The 13,376-nt window shown below is 69.2% G+C and carries 15 protein-coding genes; 5 read left to right on the forward strand and 10 right to left on the reverse strand.

Annotated elements, in window-relative coordinates; all coding sequences use genetic code 11:
• Positions 1-4 precede the first annotated feature (4 nt).
• A complete protein-coding gene (locus tag R6U01_RS14435; RefSeq protein WP_170938266.1) occupies positions 5-154 on the forward strand; it encodes a hypothetical protein in 150 nt (49 codons plus the stop codon).
• 30 nt (positions 155-184) lie between these two features.
• On the opposite strand, the gene R6U01_RS14440 is transcribed toward R6U01_RS14435, so the two are convergent.
• From R6U01_RS14440 to R6U01_RS14450, 3 genes are all read right to left on the reverse strand, one after another.
• A complete protein-coding gene (locus R6U01_RS14440; protein ID WP_410287144.1) occupies positions 185-1,018 on the reverse strand; it encodes an NAD+ synthase in 834 nt (277 codons plus the stop codon).
• Between the two features lie 124 nt (positions 1,019-1,142).
• Positions 1,143-1,766 (reverse strand): NUDIX hydrolase, encoded by a 624-nt coding sequence (locus tag R6U01_RS14445; protein ID WP_410287157.1) that lies wholly within the window; start codon positions 1,764-1,766, stop codon positions 1,143-1,145.
• A 20-nt stretch (positions 1,767-1,786) separates the two neighbouring features.
• Positions 1,787-2,170, reverse strand: coding sequence for a hypothetical protein (locus tag R6U01_RS14450; protein ID WP_410287145.1), 384 nt, complete (start codon positions 2,168-2,170; stop codon positions 1,787-1,789).
• A gap of 150 nt (positions 2,171-2,320) precedes the next feature.
• Between R6U01_RS14450 and R6U01_RS14455 the strand changes: the two genes are divergently transcribed.
• The 3 genes from R6U01_RS14455 (at position 2,321) to R6U01_RS14465 (ending at position 5,187) form a co-directional block, all read left to right on the forward strand.
• Complete coding sequence (locus R6U01_RS14455; RefSeq protein WP_410287146.1) at positions 2,321-3,277, forward strand: DUF5787 family protein; 957 nt, start codon at positions 2,321-2,323, stop codon at positions 3,275-3,277.
• A gap of 40 nt (positions 3,278-3,317) precedes the next feature.
• Positions 3,318-3,722, forward strand: coding sequence for a cyclic nucleotide-binding/CBS domain-containing protein (locus R6U01_RS14460; RefSeq protein WP_410287147.1), 405 nt, complete (start codon positions 3,318-3,320; stop codon positions 3,720-3,722).
• A 94-nt stretch (positions 3,723-3,816) separates the two neighbouring features.
• A complete protein-coding gene (locus tag R6U01_RS14465) occupies positions 3,817-5,187 on the forward strand; it encodes an LLM class flavin-dependent oxidoreductase (RefSeq protein ID WP_410287148.1) in 1,371 nt (456 codons plus the stop codon).
• Positions 5,188-5,487: 300 nt separating this feature from the next.
• Here R6U01_RS14465 and R6U01_RS14470 read toward each other — a convergent pair whose 3' ends face one another.
• A complete protein-coding gene (locus R6U01_RS14470; RefSeq protein ID WP_410287149.1) occupies positions 5,488-5,961 on the reverse strand; it encodes a deoxyuridine 5'-triphosphate nucleotidohydrolase in 474 nt (157 codons plus the stop codon).
• A gap of 266 nt (positions 5,962-6,227) precedes the next feature.
• On the opposite strand from R6U01_RS14470, the gene R6U01_RS14475 reads away from it, so the two are divergent.
• The gene (locus R6U01_RS14475) at positions 6,228-8,213 is read left to right on the forward strand and encodes an aconitate hydratase (RefSeq protein WP_410287150.1); all 1,986 of its coding nucleotides are present in this window, start codon (positions 6,228-6,230) and stop codon (positions 8,211-8,213) included.
• 72 nt (positions 8,214-8,285) lie between these two features.
• Here R6U01_RS14475 and R6U01_RS14480 read toward each other — a convergent pair whose 3' ends face one another.
• The 6 genes from R6U01_RS14480 to rpoA2 form a co-directional block, all read right to left on the reverse strand.
• Positions 8,286-9,593 carry a dicarboxylate/amino acid:cation symporter gene (locus tag R6U01_RS14480; RefSeq protein WP_410287151.1) on the reverse strand — a complete coding sequence of 436 codons (1,308 nt, stop codon included), beginning with the start codon at positions 9,591-9,593 and terminating at the stop codon, positions 8,286-8,288.
• A gap of 174 nt (positions 9,594-9,767) precedes the next feature.
• A complete protein-coding gene (locus R6U01_RS14485; RefSeq protein ID WP_410287152.1) occupies positions 9,768-10,421 on the reverse strand; it encodes a 30S ribosomal protein S7 in 654 nt (217 codons plus the stop codon).
• On the reverse strand, positions 10,418-10,846 hold the full coding sequence (locus tag R6U01_RS14490; RefSeq protein WP_004048726.1) for a 30S ribosomal protein S12: 429 nt from the start codon (positions 10,844-10,846) through the stop codon (positions 10,418-10,420). The genes R6U01_RS14485 and R6U01_RS14490 overlap by 4 nt, the downstream gene beginning before the upstream one ends.
• A gap of 239 nt (positions 10,847-11,085) precedes the next feature.
• Positions 11,086-11,931, reverse strand: a complete 846-nt coding sequence (locus R6U01_RS14495) for a hypothetical protein (RefSeq protein WP_410287153.1) — start codon at positions 11,929-11,931, stop codon at positions 11,086-11,088.
• Between the two features lie 63 nt (positions 11,932-11,994).
• Positions 11,995-12,414: a NusA-like transcription termination signal-binding factor gene (locus R6U01_RS14500; RefSeq protein ID WP_410287154.1), complete on the reverse strand. Its 420-nt coding sequence runs from the start codon at positions 12,412-12,414 to the stop codon at positions 11,995-11,997.
• Positions 12,414-13,376: DNA-directed RNA polymerase subunit A'' (gene rpoA2 / locus R6U01_RS14505; protein ID WP_410287155.1), on the reverse strand; the 963-nt coding region annotated here is incomplete at its 5' end. The genes rpoA2 and R6U01_RS14500, both read right to left, overlap by 1 nt.

Genomic DNA, 13,376 nt, shown 5'->3' on the forward strand with positions numbered 1-13,376 from the left:
CACGATGCCCACGTGTGAACACTGCGACGCGCACGTCTCGGACCGGTTCGCCCGCGTGTTCTCGGACGCGCGCGGTCGGATCCACGCGTGTCCGAACTGCTCGGCCAACGCCGGTATCGCGGAAGTCACGAAACAACGGGCGCACGACGCCTGATCGGCCGTTTTTGTGCCGTTCGGTCTCCGTCTACCGCTCCGGAGCCGGCGGCATCGACCGCTTGTGAGCGCTGCGCTCGTAGAGGTCGACGACGCGGTCGACGGCGGTCTCGGGCACGCCGAGCTCGCGGACCGTCGCCGACCGGGAGAGCCCCCCGTCGACGTGGACCGCCAGAATCGCGTCGACGACGTCGTAGTCGAGGCCCAGCTCGGCCGCGTCGGTCTGTCCCTCCCACATTCCCGCGGTCGGCTCCTGCATCACGAGGTCCCGCGGGACGCCGACGTGCGCGGCCAGCTGACGGACCTGCTGTTTGTAGAGGTTCCCGATCGGGTTGCAGTCGACCGCCTGGTCGCCGTACTTGGTGTAGTACCCCGTCATCGCCTCCGCGCGGTTCCCCGTGCCGAGGACGACCCTGTTCTCGGCGTTGGCGACGAAGTAGTTGAGGACCGCCCGCGTCCGGACGTACACGTTCCCCGCCGCGGTCTGGTCGGCGGCGGCTTCCGGGAACGCGTCGAAGAACGACTCCGCGATCGGCTGGATCTCGACCACGTCGTACTCGATCCCCAGGTCGTGCGCGACGCGCTCGGCGTCGCTCATCACGTCCGGGTCGTTGACTTCCGAGGGCATGGTGAGCCCGTGGAGCCCGTCCTCGCCGAGCGCCTCCACGGCGAGGTAGGCGGTCAGCGTCGAGTCGATACCGCCCGAGAGGCCGAGGACGGCCCCCTCGGCGCCCGCGTCGTCGACGACGTCCGCGATGAACGAGACGACGCGCTCGCGGGTCGCCTCGAGTTCCGACTCCGAGAGCCGGAGGTCGAGGGGCGGGTCGTCAGAGAGCAACACCGACTGTTCCGAGGTCTGGCTCATGCCAAGAGATAGGGGGCGAGCCGACTAATATCTCCGCTTCTCCGCGGTGAACTGGACGTTCGTCGGGTTTCGATGCAGTCGTCGCGTTCGGGGGACGCGGCGCGGTCGGGACCGGCCGCCGCGCTCAGAGCAGCCCCTCGTTATCGGCGAGCAGCAGTCCCTCCAGTGTCGCGTCGTTCGTCGGGGGCGCGCGGGCGATTTCGAGCGCCTCCTCGACCGGGACCGCTCGCGGCGCGAGGAACTCGTTGCTGTCGTGGTCGACGCTCACGGGGTCGAGCCCCTCGGCGAACACGTACCCGCGCTTGTGGCGGAGCACCCCCGTCGAACACCACACCTCCTGGAGCAGCGAGGTCGAGGAGGGCGCGAACCCCGTCTCCTCGGCGAGCTCGCGCGCCCCGGCGGCGGTGTACGACTCGCCAGGCTCCACGATCCCCGCGGGTAGCTCCAGCTGGGTGTTCCGAACCGTCGGGCGGTACTGCTCGACGAACAGCACGTCGCCGTCGGCGACCGCGACCACGACCGTCGCGGGCGACAGCTCCGCCCAGTAGTACTTCTTCTCCGACCCGTCCGGCTGCTCGACGCGGTCGTACCCGCCCACGTACCAGCCGGGATCGTACTCGACGGCGACCTCCCTGACCGGCCACTCCGGCTCGCCGGGCAGCGAGTGGGTCCGTCCGTCGGAGAAGGCCGGCAGGTCCCGGAGGTCGGCGGCGGGGCACCCGTCACCGGGGGGCGTCGCGTCGTCGATCGGGCGCTCGCTCTCGTCGGTCACGGCTGCACCACCTCCGCGCGGTAGACCGTCCCCTCGTACCGCACGCGGACGCCGTCGTCGGTCGCCGCCTCGGGCGTCTGTCGCGCCAGCGCGTCCACCTCGTCGAAGGGCGTGTGGGTGAACCACTCCTTGATCCCGTACGTGTCGGCCCGGTACGGGTCTGACCGCCCGTCGTCGCTCGCGAGCGCGCTCGTCAGGAACGGATACTGTTGCTCGGAGGCGTTGGTGACGTCCACCGTCGGCTCGTCGGTCTCGATCGGCTCGGCGGTCAGGTAGTAGGGGTCGCCGCTGCCGAGGTAGCTCGGCAGGGCGCCCAGCGCGAGCAGGGCGACGACGACCAGGGCGATGGCGATGAGGAGATTCCGGGTGACCCGGCGCATGGTCGACGTTGACGCCGCCCGGGAATACCGGTTTCGACCGCGGCGGTTCCGAACCGAGACGCCGGCGTCCGCGCCGCCGCGTCTCACTACCCTTTATACGCCATCGCCCGCGCCGACGCGCTTTACTCGCCGGCGCCCCTCCGGTCTCTCATGGAGTTCCGGTTCGAGCTGGCCCTGTGCGCCGCGCTCGAATCGCCGGACACCGTCGTCGCCCGTCAGCTCGGTGCCGGCGTCGCGAACCCCGGCGGCCGCATCGTCGACGTCTGCGTGCTCGCGCCCGGACCGGGGTTCGACCGACGGGCGGCGATCACGCCCGAGCGGATCCCCGACCCCGCGATCGAGGCGGCGGTCGGTCCCGGCGAGGCGGTCCCCGTCGCGGCGGCGTTCGACCTCCCCCCGGACCGAGCGGCCGCGGTCGTCGAGCGCGCGGTCGAGATCGGCTACCTCGAGCGCGAGCGCCGCGACGGGCGCCCGGTCGTGCGCGCGACCGCTCGGTACCCCGACGACTGGGTCGGCTCGCTGACCGCGATCGAGAACAAGCCCGATCTCGGGACGCCGGGCGACCTGGCGGCCCAGCTGCGGTACGACGTCGCGCTCGGCCTGTTCGACGAGGTGGTCCTCGCCACCGCCTCGTACGTCACTCGCGCGCACCTCAACCGGATCCCGGACCCGGTCGGCGTCTGGCGGTTCGACCCCGAGACGGGCGAGCGCGAGGTGGTCCGAGAGCCGACGCCGCTGACGCCCGACGCGCCGGGGGTAGAGATCCGCGAGGAGCGGTCGCTCCGGACCGACGTCGCCCTCGTCGACCCGGACGCGCTGGCCCGCAAGCGGCGCCGGGTCGCCGAGCGCGCGTACGGGAAGGGGTGGCGGCCGTCGCCCCCAGCGTGCGCGCACGCGGCGGGGACCGCCGACGGCCGGCCGTACTGCGACCGGTTCGACAGGGTGGTGAACCCGGGACGCGACTGCGGCGCGGCCTGCACCGCGTACGACCCCGCCGACCCGCCGGCGATCGACCGCGACCGGCTCCGCGACGAGCGGACCGCGTGGGTGGCCGAGCCCGACGGCGACGGCCCGCGCCGGCAGTCGGGCCTCTCCCGGTTCCTGTGACTGTGGGAATCCTTATACCCCGAGCGACGGACTCTCGAGTATGAACGACATCGACGACGTGTTCGTCGCGCGGCTGATGACGAGCGATCTCCACACGGTAACGCCCGACACGCTGGTCGAGGACGCGGCCGCCGTGCTGCTCGACAACGACATCAGCTCGGTGCTGGTCGTCGACGACGGCGCCTTGGTCGGCATCCTCACCACGACGGACTTCGTCGACATCGTCGCGAAGAGCCAGCCGAAGGCGGAGACCACCGTCGAGCGGTACATGACGCGCGACCCGATCACGGCCGGCGCGCAGGACTTCGTCTCGGACGTCGCCGCGACGATGGTCGAACACGGCTTCCACCACGTGCCCGTCGTCGACGGCGACACGCCGATCGGGATCATCACCACCTCCGACTTCGCCGCGTACGTCTCCTCGCCGGACACCCCGTCGCCGTAGCTCGGTTTCGCCGTCGCCCCCGCCGGCGTCTCCGACATCGACAAGTGACGCCCCTTTCTGTGGGGTATTATCCGAGCCTCCCGTATCCGGGTCCATGCCCGACCACCTGCATCTCAACCTCTTTACCATGGCCTCCGTCGAGCACGTGTCGCCGGGGTCGTGGACCTACCCCGGCGACCGGTCGCCGGAGTACGCGGACCGCGAGTACTGGACCGAGGTCGCGCGGACCGCCGAGCGCGGCGGCTTCGAGGCGGTCTTCTTCGCCGACGTGCGCGGGATCTACGACGTGTACGGCGACGACCGCCACACGGCCGTCGAGAAGGCGGTCCAGACGCCCGCGAGCGACCCGCAACTGGTCGTCCCCGCGATGGCGGAGGTCACCGACGACCTCGGGTTCGCCGTGACGCGCTCGACGACGTACACCCACCCCTACCAGCTCGCGCGGGAGTTCTCCACGCTCGATCACCTCACCGACGGCCGGATCGCGATCAACGTCGTCACCTCCTACCTCCAGTCGGCCGCCGAGAACCTCGGGCTCTCGGAGCGGATGGACAAGGAGACGCGCTACGACCGCGCCGACGAGTTCCTCGACGTCTGCTACAAGCTCTGGGAGGAGTCGTGGGACGACGACGCGGTCGAGGTCGACCGCGAGTCCGGGCGGTACACCGACCCCGAGAAGGTCTCGGCGATCGACCACGAGGGCGAGCACTTCTCCGTGCCCGGCCCCCACGGCTGCGAGCCCTCGCCGCAGCGGACCCCCGTCGTGTACCAGGCCGGCTCCTCCGACCGCGGGCGGGCGTTCGCGGCCGCGAACGCCGAGGCCGTCTTCGCCAGCCAGCCGACCGAGGAGGGCGTCCGCGAGTACATGGCCGACGTGAAGTCGCGCGCGGCCGACCGCGGTCGCGACCCCGAGAGCCTGAAGTTCTTCATCGGCGTCGTCCCCGTCGTCGGCGAGACGCGGGCGCTCGCGGAGGCGAAGTACGAGGAGCACACGCGGCACGTCGACGTCGAGGCGACGCTCGCGCTCCTGTCGGGGTTCCTCGACATGGACCTGTCCGAGCTCGACCCCGACCAGAAGGTCGAGCACATCGAGACGGACGCGATTCAGGGAACGATGAACGCGTTCACGAAGGCCCAGCCGGACCGCGAGTGGACCGTTCGCGAGGTCGCGGAGTTCTGCGGCCTCGGCACCACCTCCCCGAAGGTCGTCGGCACGCCGGAGACGGTCGCCGACGAGCTGGCGTACTGGCACGAGGAGGTCGGCGTCCACGGGTTCAACGTGAAGGAGGTCGTGCGCCCGGACTCGCTAACGGACTTCGTCGACCTCGTGGTACCCGAACTGCGTGAACGCGGACTCGTTCCCGATCCGACCGACGGCGAGGCGCGGCGCGGCGGCACGCTCCGCGAGCGACTGCTCGGTCCGGGGCAGTCCCGGCTCCGTGACGACCACCCGGCGAGACGCTAGGGCTTCTCTGTCGAGCGATTCCGACCGACGGGACCGGATCCGCGTCCGGCGGCGCTGCCGCCCCGCTACGCTTAAGTTCGTTCCCCCGCTTAGTTCGCGTGACGCTTCGCTTTGGAGGGCCGAAGCGTCAGCGGGGACCTATCGAACGGCACGCTCGTGCCACCTTTTCCCGGCACGGGCGTGCGGTTCGTTCCTTTGATACCGACGAGCGACGCCCGAACCTCGCGCGGTCACCGCCGCCCTCGGACCCGTCGGTGACGGCCCCGAGAGCGCGTTCCTCGACGGGGTGATCTGCCCCCGCTACAGGTTCTCCGCCTGATACGACCCCTCGTACGCCCCGTCGTGGTCGGCTTCGGCGAGCACCAGCTGAGCGAGACGCGCTCCCGGCTCGATCTCGATCGCGTGTCCCACGTGGAGACGCCCCTCGCCGACGCCCTCGTACCCGGCGTCCCAGACGGCCGTGTCGAGGGTACAGGAGTTCCGAAGCAGCGTCGAACGCGGGAGCACGAAGCCGATCCGCTCGCTCGGAATCCGGACCGGCTCGCCGTACCGGACCACGTACGTTCCGGGGTCGAGTCGATACGCGCCGTCCTCGGGCTCGATCTCCTCGCGCTCGCCCACCCGCTTGCCGTCGCGACGGATCGCGCCCGGTTCCGTCTGCTCGAACACCGCGCCGACCGTGAGATCGACGCCGTTCGGCTGTCGCTGCGCGTCGTCGAGGTCGGCGTCGCCGGCTTCCAACGCCGCTGCCACCGTCGCACCCGAGTCGAACATGCCCGACCCAACCCGCGGCCGAGACTAAACGGTGTCGCACGCCGACGCGGTACGTGCCGCCTCGCCCGCAGCCGCCGCGAGATCCGGAAAATTCAACCGATAACGGCCTTTATGAGCCTTATACTCTCGTTACGACTATTGCTCACACGGGGGACGATACCTCGTCGATCATCCCCCAAGAATTGCCGCCTCGGCGGATCTTACACGGTCGATCTTCCAAAAAACTCGCGGGTTTTATATTCTCGGGAGGGCGACGTGCGAATGATATGGGACAAACGATTACCGAGAAGATCCTCGATGATCATCTCGTCGAGGGCGAGCTGACGCCCGGGGAGGAGATCGGCATCGAGATCGACCAGGTGCTGACGCAGGACACCACCGGAACGATGGTGTGGCTCCAGTTCGAGGCGCTGGACCTCGACGAGGTCCAGACGGAGCTCGCCGCGCAGTACTGCGACCACCAGACGTACCAGTTCGACTTCAAGAACACCGACGACCACCGTTTCCTCCGCTCTGCGGCCGGCACGTACGGCGCTTATTTCTCTCGCCCCGGCAACGGCATCTGCCACCAGGTCCACAAGGAGAACTTCGCCGCGCCCGGCAAGACGCTGCTCGGGTCCGACTCGCACACGCCGACCCCGGGCGGACTCGGCCAGCTCGCGATCGGCGCGGGCGGGCTCGACATCGCCGTCGCGATGGGCGGCGGCCCCTACTACGTCGAGATGCCCGAGGTCGTCAACGTCCACCTCGAAGGGGAGCTCCCCGAGTGGGCGACCGCCAAGGACATCGCGCTCCACCTGCTCGGCGAGCTGACGGTCAAGGGCGGCGTCGGCAAGATCTTCGAGTACACCGGCCCCGGTGCCGAGAACCTCTCGATCCCGGAGCGGACCACGATCACGAATCTCGGCACCGAGCTCGGCGCCACCTCCTCGATCTTCGCGACCGACGAGAAGACGAAGGACTGGCTCGCGCGTCAGGACCGCGAGGAGGAGTACGTCGACCTCCAGCCCGACGACGACGCGGAGTACGCGGAGACGATCGAGGTCGAGCTCTCCGACCTCGAGCCGCTCGTGGCCGCCCCCTCGATGCCCGACAACGTCGCCCCCGTCAGCGAGTACGAGGGCACCGACGTCGAGCAGGTCATCATCGGTTCCTGTACCAACGGCGCCTACGAGGACATCCTCCCCAGCGCGAAGATGCTGGAGGGCCGCGAGGTGTCGAAGGGCACCGAGATGATCGTCGCGCCCGGCTCCAAGCAGGCCTCCGAGATGCTGGCCCGCGAGGGCTGGACCGCGGAGATGATGGCGGCCGGCGTCAACTTCTCCGAGGCGACCTGCGGCGCGTGTATCGGCATCGGTCACGTGCCCGCCTCCGACTCCGTCTCGCTGCGCACCTTCAACCGCAACTTCGAGGGCCGCTCGGGCATCGAGGACGACTCCGTCTTCCTCTGCTCGCCCGAGGTCGCCACCGCGGCGGCCATCACCGGCGAGATCGTCGACCCGCGCGACCTCGCCGACGACCTCGGCGACCTCGAAGAGCCCGGGTTCGAGATGGGGACGAAATACGGTCCCGGCATGGGCGAGTCCGACTCCGACATCATCGCGCCCGACGAGGCGATCGACGACGGCCTCGTCAAGGGGCCGAACATCGGCGACGTCCCGCTCAAGGACGGGATCGACGTGGACGGCGGTGAGGCGCTCCTCAAGATGACGGACAACATCACCACCGACCACATCATCCCGGCGACGGCGGACATCCTGAAGTTCCGCTCGAACATCGAGAAGCTCTCCGAGTTCACGCTCTCGCGCGTCGACGACACGTTCGCGCAGCGCTCGCTCGACGCCGACGGCGGCGTCCTCGTGGCCGGCGAGAACTACGGACAGGGCTCCTCGCGCGAACACGCGGCCCTCTGTCCGATGTACCTCGGTATCGAGGCCGTCTTCGCGCAGAGCTTCGCCCGCATCCACAAGGCGAACCTGTTCAACTTCGGCATCGTCCCGCTGGCGATCGACGCGGAGACATACGAGCGGATCGAGCAGGGCGACGACCTCCAGATCGTCGACGACGTGCCCGCGGGCGTTTCCTCCGGACAAGAGGAGTTCACCGTGAGCGTCAACGACGACTGGGAGTTCACCGCTGACCTCGACGCCTCCGAGCGCGAGCGCGAGATCCTCGCGGCCGGCGGCAAGCTCTCGTGGGTCAAACAGCAGCACGCCGATGACGGCTCCGGCGCGGCGCCGGCCGACGACTGAGACGGCTCACGGACGGTCGAACCGTTCGCGGACGGGCGGTCCGCCGCCCCTCCGCGACGGATTTCCGCTTTTTTAATCGTCGCCAGCGGCGACGCCGGGCTCACCGCTCTCGCCGACCCACGCGCCCTGCGTGAAGTCGATGGCGTTGTTCCACTTCGCGACGATCGTGGTGACCGCCAGATCGCCGCTGATGTTGGTCATCGTCCGCATGCGGTCCAAGATCGGGTCGACGCCCGCGACGAACCCGACGACCTCGAGCGGGAGCCCGAGCTGGGTCAACACGAGCGTCAGCATGATGAGCCCCGTCCCCGGGACGCCCGCGGCGCCGACGCTCGCCAGCACGGCGACGAGGACGACCGTCAGCTGCTCTGCGAGCGACAGCTGGACGCCGACGAGGTTCGCGGCGAAGACGGCCGCGACGCCCTGATACAGGGCGGTGCCGTCCATGTTGATCGTCGCGCCGAGGGGCAGCGAGAAGCTGTAGACGCCCTCGTCGATATGAAAGTTGTTGTCCGCGTTGGCCATCGTCACCGGGAGCGTGCCGCTCGACGAGCGGATCGACAGCGCGGTGATCAGCGCGTCGCGTCCGCCGACGAGGAAGGCCACCGGCGACTGTCCGGCCAACAGCCGCACGATGATGCCGAGGTGGACGACCGCGATGTGCGCGACGACGGCGATCGCCAGCGCGGCGATCAGCAGGGCGAACGGGACGATCGCGTCGACGCCGGCCTCGCCGAACACCGCCGCCATCAGCGCGAACACCCCGATCACGCCGTACTCCATGACGCCCCAGACGATCTTGAACATCGCCTCGGCGCCGGCCTCTGCGAGGTCGTAAAAGGACTTGACGCCGTCGCGGATGTCGGCCGAGTCGGTGGACTGCTCGACGAGCGCCAGCGCGAGCCCGAACACGATGATGAAGAAGATGATCGGGAGGATGTCCCCGGACGCCATCGCTCCGATCGGGTTCTGCGGGACGATACCCAGGATCACCTCGACGATGTCGGGCGCCTCGGCGGTCTGCGGTTCCGCGTCGCCCAGTTCGAGGTTCACCCCCGGATCGATGAGGTTCGCGACCAGCAGCCCGAAGCCGACCGCCGCGGCCGAGGTGAGGGCGTACAGCGCGACCACCTGCCCGCCGATCTTCCCGAGGTTGCTCGGCGAGAGCCGACGCGCCCCCATCAGCAGCGTGAAGACGACGATCGGTACGATGAGCATGCTCAGGAGATTCACGAACAGGTCGCCGAGCGGCTGGAGCGCGGTCGCCGGCTGACCCACGGCGAGGCCGAACACCGAGCCGAGCACGAACGCCAGTCCGATGCGATACACGATCGGCACCGCCCGATACCGCCGCCAGAACTGCATGACTGTGCCTGCCATACGTTGTGCGTGTCTCTGGAGGATCTACAAATAAATGTCGCCGATCTGGACGCTTGCCGGGAACCGTGACGTGAGACGACGGGAGTCGGTGATTTCGTCGGTCGAATCCAGATGGAGTCGCGACTCGAAGGCGTGGAAAGAGAGAAGTCCGCTCGGCCGGCCGAAGCCGTCGCGTCAGCGGGCCGCGGCGGCGACGCGCTCGCGCTCCTCCTTCTGCGAGATGGAGTAGGAGCGGTCGGCGTCGTAGTCGGCGGCGGCGGTCAGCTCGTTGGCGAGCGCCTCGGCGGCGGACGTGGTCGACTTGTACGTCGCGCTGGCGACGGCGTCGGAAATGAACAGGAGCGCTTGGTCGACGCGACGCTGGGGCGCGACGTCGACCGCCTTGGGGACGGAGATGCCGCCGTACTTCAGGCGAACGGTCTCTTCCCGAGGCGCGGCGTTCTCGACGGCCGTCACGAGGACCTGCACCGGGTTCTCCTCGGTCCGGTCGTGGACGATGTCGAAGGCGTCACGGACGATCCGCGTCGCCTGCTGTTTCTTCCCTGTGTTCTCCTCGGTCTGCATCAGGCGGTTGATCAGCCGCTCGACCAGGGAGATCTCGGACTTCTTGAACTGTTTCGACGCGTGGCGGCCCATGGTGTGGGCGATGGGCGTCACGGTCATGTACCGCTTCGTCGAGGGGTCCTCGTAGGCGATCTCGGTGACGTCCCAGACGCCGAACAGCTTGGCGTTCTCGTTGGCGGCCTCGCTGGCGGCGGGCGCGTCCGGGTCCGGCTCGTCGGCGGCGACGTCCTCGTCGGACGCGGCCTCGGCTTCCTCACCGCTCATCTGACGGGCTTCTCCGCGTTGCCGCGAACCAGTTCGATCATCGAGACGCCGTTGACCTTCTCGACTTTGTAGTTGACGCCGGAGAGGTCGCCCATCGCGCGACCCTTGGCTCCACCGATCCCGGCGATCGTGACCTCGTCGTGCTCGTCGATGAACGAGATGGCGCCGTCACCGGGACAGAACGCGGTGACCTGCTTCCCGTTCTTGATGAGCTGGACGCGGACGCACTTTCGGATCGCCGAGTTCGGCTGCTTTGCCTCGATTCCGACCTTCTCGAGGACGATCCCGCGGGCCTGCGGGGCGCCCTCGAGGGGGTCGGACTTCTTCTTGAGCCCGCGCTCTCGCCGAGCGTACTCGGAGTCGGACCAGCGGCGCTTCTGCCGGTCCTGTTTGAGCTTACGGGCCGCGTATTTGCCGTTCGCCATCGTACGTCTACTTCCGAACGGAGCTACTTAAGCGTCGTCTTTCGACGCGACGAAACGCCCTCAGATCGCTCGAGCGGTACCTCTCGTCCATTCTGAGGGTGTTTTCGCGACACGCGCGATACGAAATGACCGTCGCTCCGCTCCGCTGAGCCGGTAAGCCGGCGTGAGCGGGCGTCGTTTGTCGCCGTCGGTGACGGTGACCGCCCCGTCGTCCCGTCCGGGGTATCGCCGCCGCCGTCTTACCCGTCCGTCGCCTCGCGGGCGTCGTCGGCCCAGTCGGGCTCGGGAATCTCCGCGCCGGGATTGCGGTAGTCGATGTCGACGTCGACGGTCGCCTGCTGGTCGTCGTGCTCGCCGGTCCACGACTGCTCGAGCCGCGGCACGACCCCGGACTCGTACACGTGCGCCGTCGCCGACGCGGTTTCGGCCGCCTCCGGGATGTTCCGGTCGCCGTCGAACTCGTCGGCTGTGAACCGGGCGGTCGGCTCGTCGCGGACCTGCCCCTCGCCGTCGCTCGTCGCGTTCCAGCGGTTCAGTCCCTCGTACTCCGTCTCGCCGGCCGCCGTCTCGGCCCCCACGCGGATCCCCGTCAGCGCCTCCTGTCGCATCGCCTCTTCGAGGTCTGCATCCGACCGGTCCACCGACTGGCGGTCGTACTGCGTCTCGCCGTCGGCCCGCCGCCGGAACAGCAGCTCGTCGCCGGCGACGTACAGCTCCGTGACGTCCGGCTCCTCCGTCTCCGTCATCTCCTGTTTCACGTACTGGCGACCGTTCTCCAGGTCGTACCCGGACTCGTAGGTCTGCGAGGGAAGCCACGGGGTCGGCTCCGCGTCGCCGTCGTGGCTCGTCTCCGCCGTCGAGAACAGCGTGAACCCGCCCGCCTCGACGAGCGACTCGGCGTGCGTCTCGGCGAGTACCTCGAGCGCGAGCCCGTCCCCGTCGCGCCACTCCGCCTCTGCGAACGGACGGTCGGGGCCGTCGTCGTCCGCCCCGTCGTCACCCGACCCGTCGTCGTCGCCGGAACAGCCGGCGACCCCGACCGCGACCCCGGCCCCGAGCCCCGCGAGAACGCGTCTGCGGTCCATGGGTCGAAAAACCGCGCCGCGGACAAAAGAACGTGGGTTCGCGGTCGAGGGATCGGGTCGGGCCTACGTCAGCTGGACGTCGTCGATGTCGTGGTGACGCTTCGCCAGCGTCCGGGCCGTCTCGATGTTGGTCCCGTCCGCACCGATGGCGACACCGCGGTCGGGCTCCGGCACCTCGACGTACGCGACGCGGTCGTTCTGCTCGGAGATCGTCACGGCGTTGACCGCCGCGGGCGCGAGCGCGCTCGCCACGAACGCCGCCGGGGTGTCCGCGTCCTCCACCAGCTCGACCGACTTGCCGAGCCGGCGCTCCGCCTCCTCGACGGTCTCGCCCGCCTGTCCGATCGCGGCGGCCATCTCGCCGGCCGGCACGAGGAACACGAGCCGGTCGCCCTCCACGAGGCAGTCCTTCGGCGCGACCCCGGTCAGCTCGTCGAAGCGACCGATGTAGCGCCGCGCCTCGTCGGAGAGCTCGACGCGCATCAGTCGTCGCCCACGACGCGCGACCCCATCCGGAGGTCGACGTCGCCCGTCCCGAGCGAGATGGGCTTACCGGCGATGACGTTCTCGATGACGCCGTCGAGCTCGTCGTACTCGCCGTGGATCGCCGCGTCGAGGAGGTGGTTGACCGTCACCTCGAACGCCGCGCGCGCGAGCACCGAGTCCTTCGAGCCCGAGATGCCGTGGCGGCCGATCGAGTCGATCTCGCCGTTGTTCGTCATGATGTCGGCCACCAACATCAGGTGGCGGACGTTCACGTCGTCGAGCCCCTGCTCTTCGAGCGTGTTCTTCGTCTCGTCGATGATCGTCTCGCGGGCGGCCTCGACGCCGAGGTTGCGGTAGATCTCGTGGATGTTGTTACACGTCGTCCGCGAGGCGTCGACGCCTTCGATGTCGAGGGTGTCGCCGAACGCCGACCCCTCGGTGTAGAGGACGAACTCCTCCTCGCCGTCGATCTCCTCTTTCCGGATGACGACGCGTTCGATCTCTTCGATCCCCTTGAAGACGATGTCGCGGAGCCGCTCGACCAGCTGGAGCAGCTCGCGGTAGCTGGGCTCGCTCGGACCGAACTCGATGACGGTGCCCGACTGCCGGGTGTCGACGCCGAGCGAGTCCTCGATGGTCTCGGCGATGACCTCGGCGACCGCCGAGGGATCGGTGTGGGTCGGCCACCGCTCCAAGAGGGTGTCGTCGTTCAGGTCGATGCGCACCAGCATGTCGGCGACGTTCGTCGACACGTCGCCGAGCGCGAGGATGCGCGTCGCCTCGATCGACCAGACGACCTCGTGGGCCTTCTCGCGGTCGGTCGCGTACTCGCCCTCGAGGTGGACGGTCATCATCGGCGTGTCCGGCGTCTTCCGGGCGTCCACCAGCTCGATGAGCCGGGGGAGCCCCTGCGTGACGTCGATCTCCGCGACGCCGGCGTAGTGGAACGTGTTCATCGT

This window comes from Halorubrum sp., from assembly GCF_046498025.1.
Taxonomy (GTDB): domain Archaea; phylum Halobacteriota; class Halobacteria; order Halobacteriales; family Haloferacaceae; genus Halorubrum.

Bases quoted from the DNA above. Each gene is read 5' to 3' on its own strand.
- R6U01_RS14435 (WP_170938266.1), top strand. From the start codon at position 5: ATGCCCACGTGTGAACACTGCGACGCGCACGTCTCGGACCGGTTCGCC.
- R6U01_RS14440 (WP_410287144.1), bottom strand. From the start codon at position 1,018: ATGAGCCAGACCTCGGAACAGTCGGTGTTGCTCTCTGACGACCCGCCC.
- R6U01_RS14450 (WP_410287145.1), bottom strand. From the start codon at position 2,170: ATGCGCCGGGTCACCCGGAATCTCCTCATCGCCATCGCCCTGGTCGTC.
- R6U01_RS14455 (WP_410287146.1), top strand. From the start codon at position 2,321: ATGGAGTTCCGGTTCGAGCTGGCCCTGTGCGCCGCGCTCGAATCGCCG.
- R6U01_RS14460 (WP_410287147.1), top strand. From the start codon at position 3,318: ATGAACGACATCGACGACGTGTTCGTCGCGCGGCTGATGACGAGCGAT.
- R6U01_RS14465 (WP_410287148.1), top strand. From the start codon at position 3,817: ATGCCCGACCACCTGCATCTCAACCTCTTTACCATGGCCTCCGTCGAG.
- R6U01_RS14470 (WP_410287149.1), bottom strand. From the start codon at position 5,961: ATGTTCGACTCGGGTGCGACGGTGGCAGCGGCGTTGGAAGCCGGCGAC.
- R6U01_RS14475 (WP_410287150.1), top strand. From the start codon at position 6,228: ATGGGACAAACGATTACCGAGAAGATCCTCGATGATCATCTCGTCGAG.
- R6U01_RS14480 (WP_410287151.1), bottom strand. From the start codon at position 9,593: ATGGCAGGCACAGTCATGCAGTTCTGGCGGCGGTATCGGGCGGTGCCG.
- R6U01_RS14485 (WP_410287152.1), bottom strand. From the start codon at position 10,421: ATGAGCGGTGAGGAAGCCGAGGCCGCGTCCGACGAGGACGTCGCCGCC.
- R6U01_RS14490 (WP_004048726.1), bottom strand. From the start codon at position 10,846: ATGGCGAACGGCAAATACGCGGCCCGTAAGCTCAAACAGGACCGGCAG.
- R6U01_RS14495 (WP_410287153.1), bottom strand. From the start codon at position 11,931: ATGGACCGCAGACGCGTTCTCGCGGGGCTCGGGGCCGGGGTCGCGGTC.
- R6U01_RS14500 (WP_410287154.1), bottom strand. From the start codon at position 12,414: ATGCGCGTCGAGCTCTCCGACGAGGCGCGGCGCTACATCGGTCGCTTC.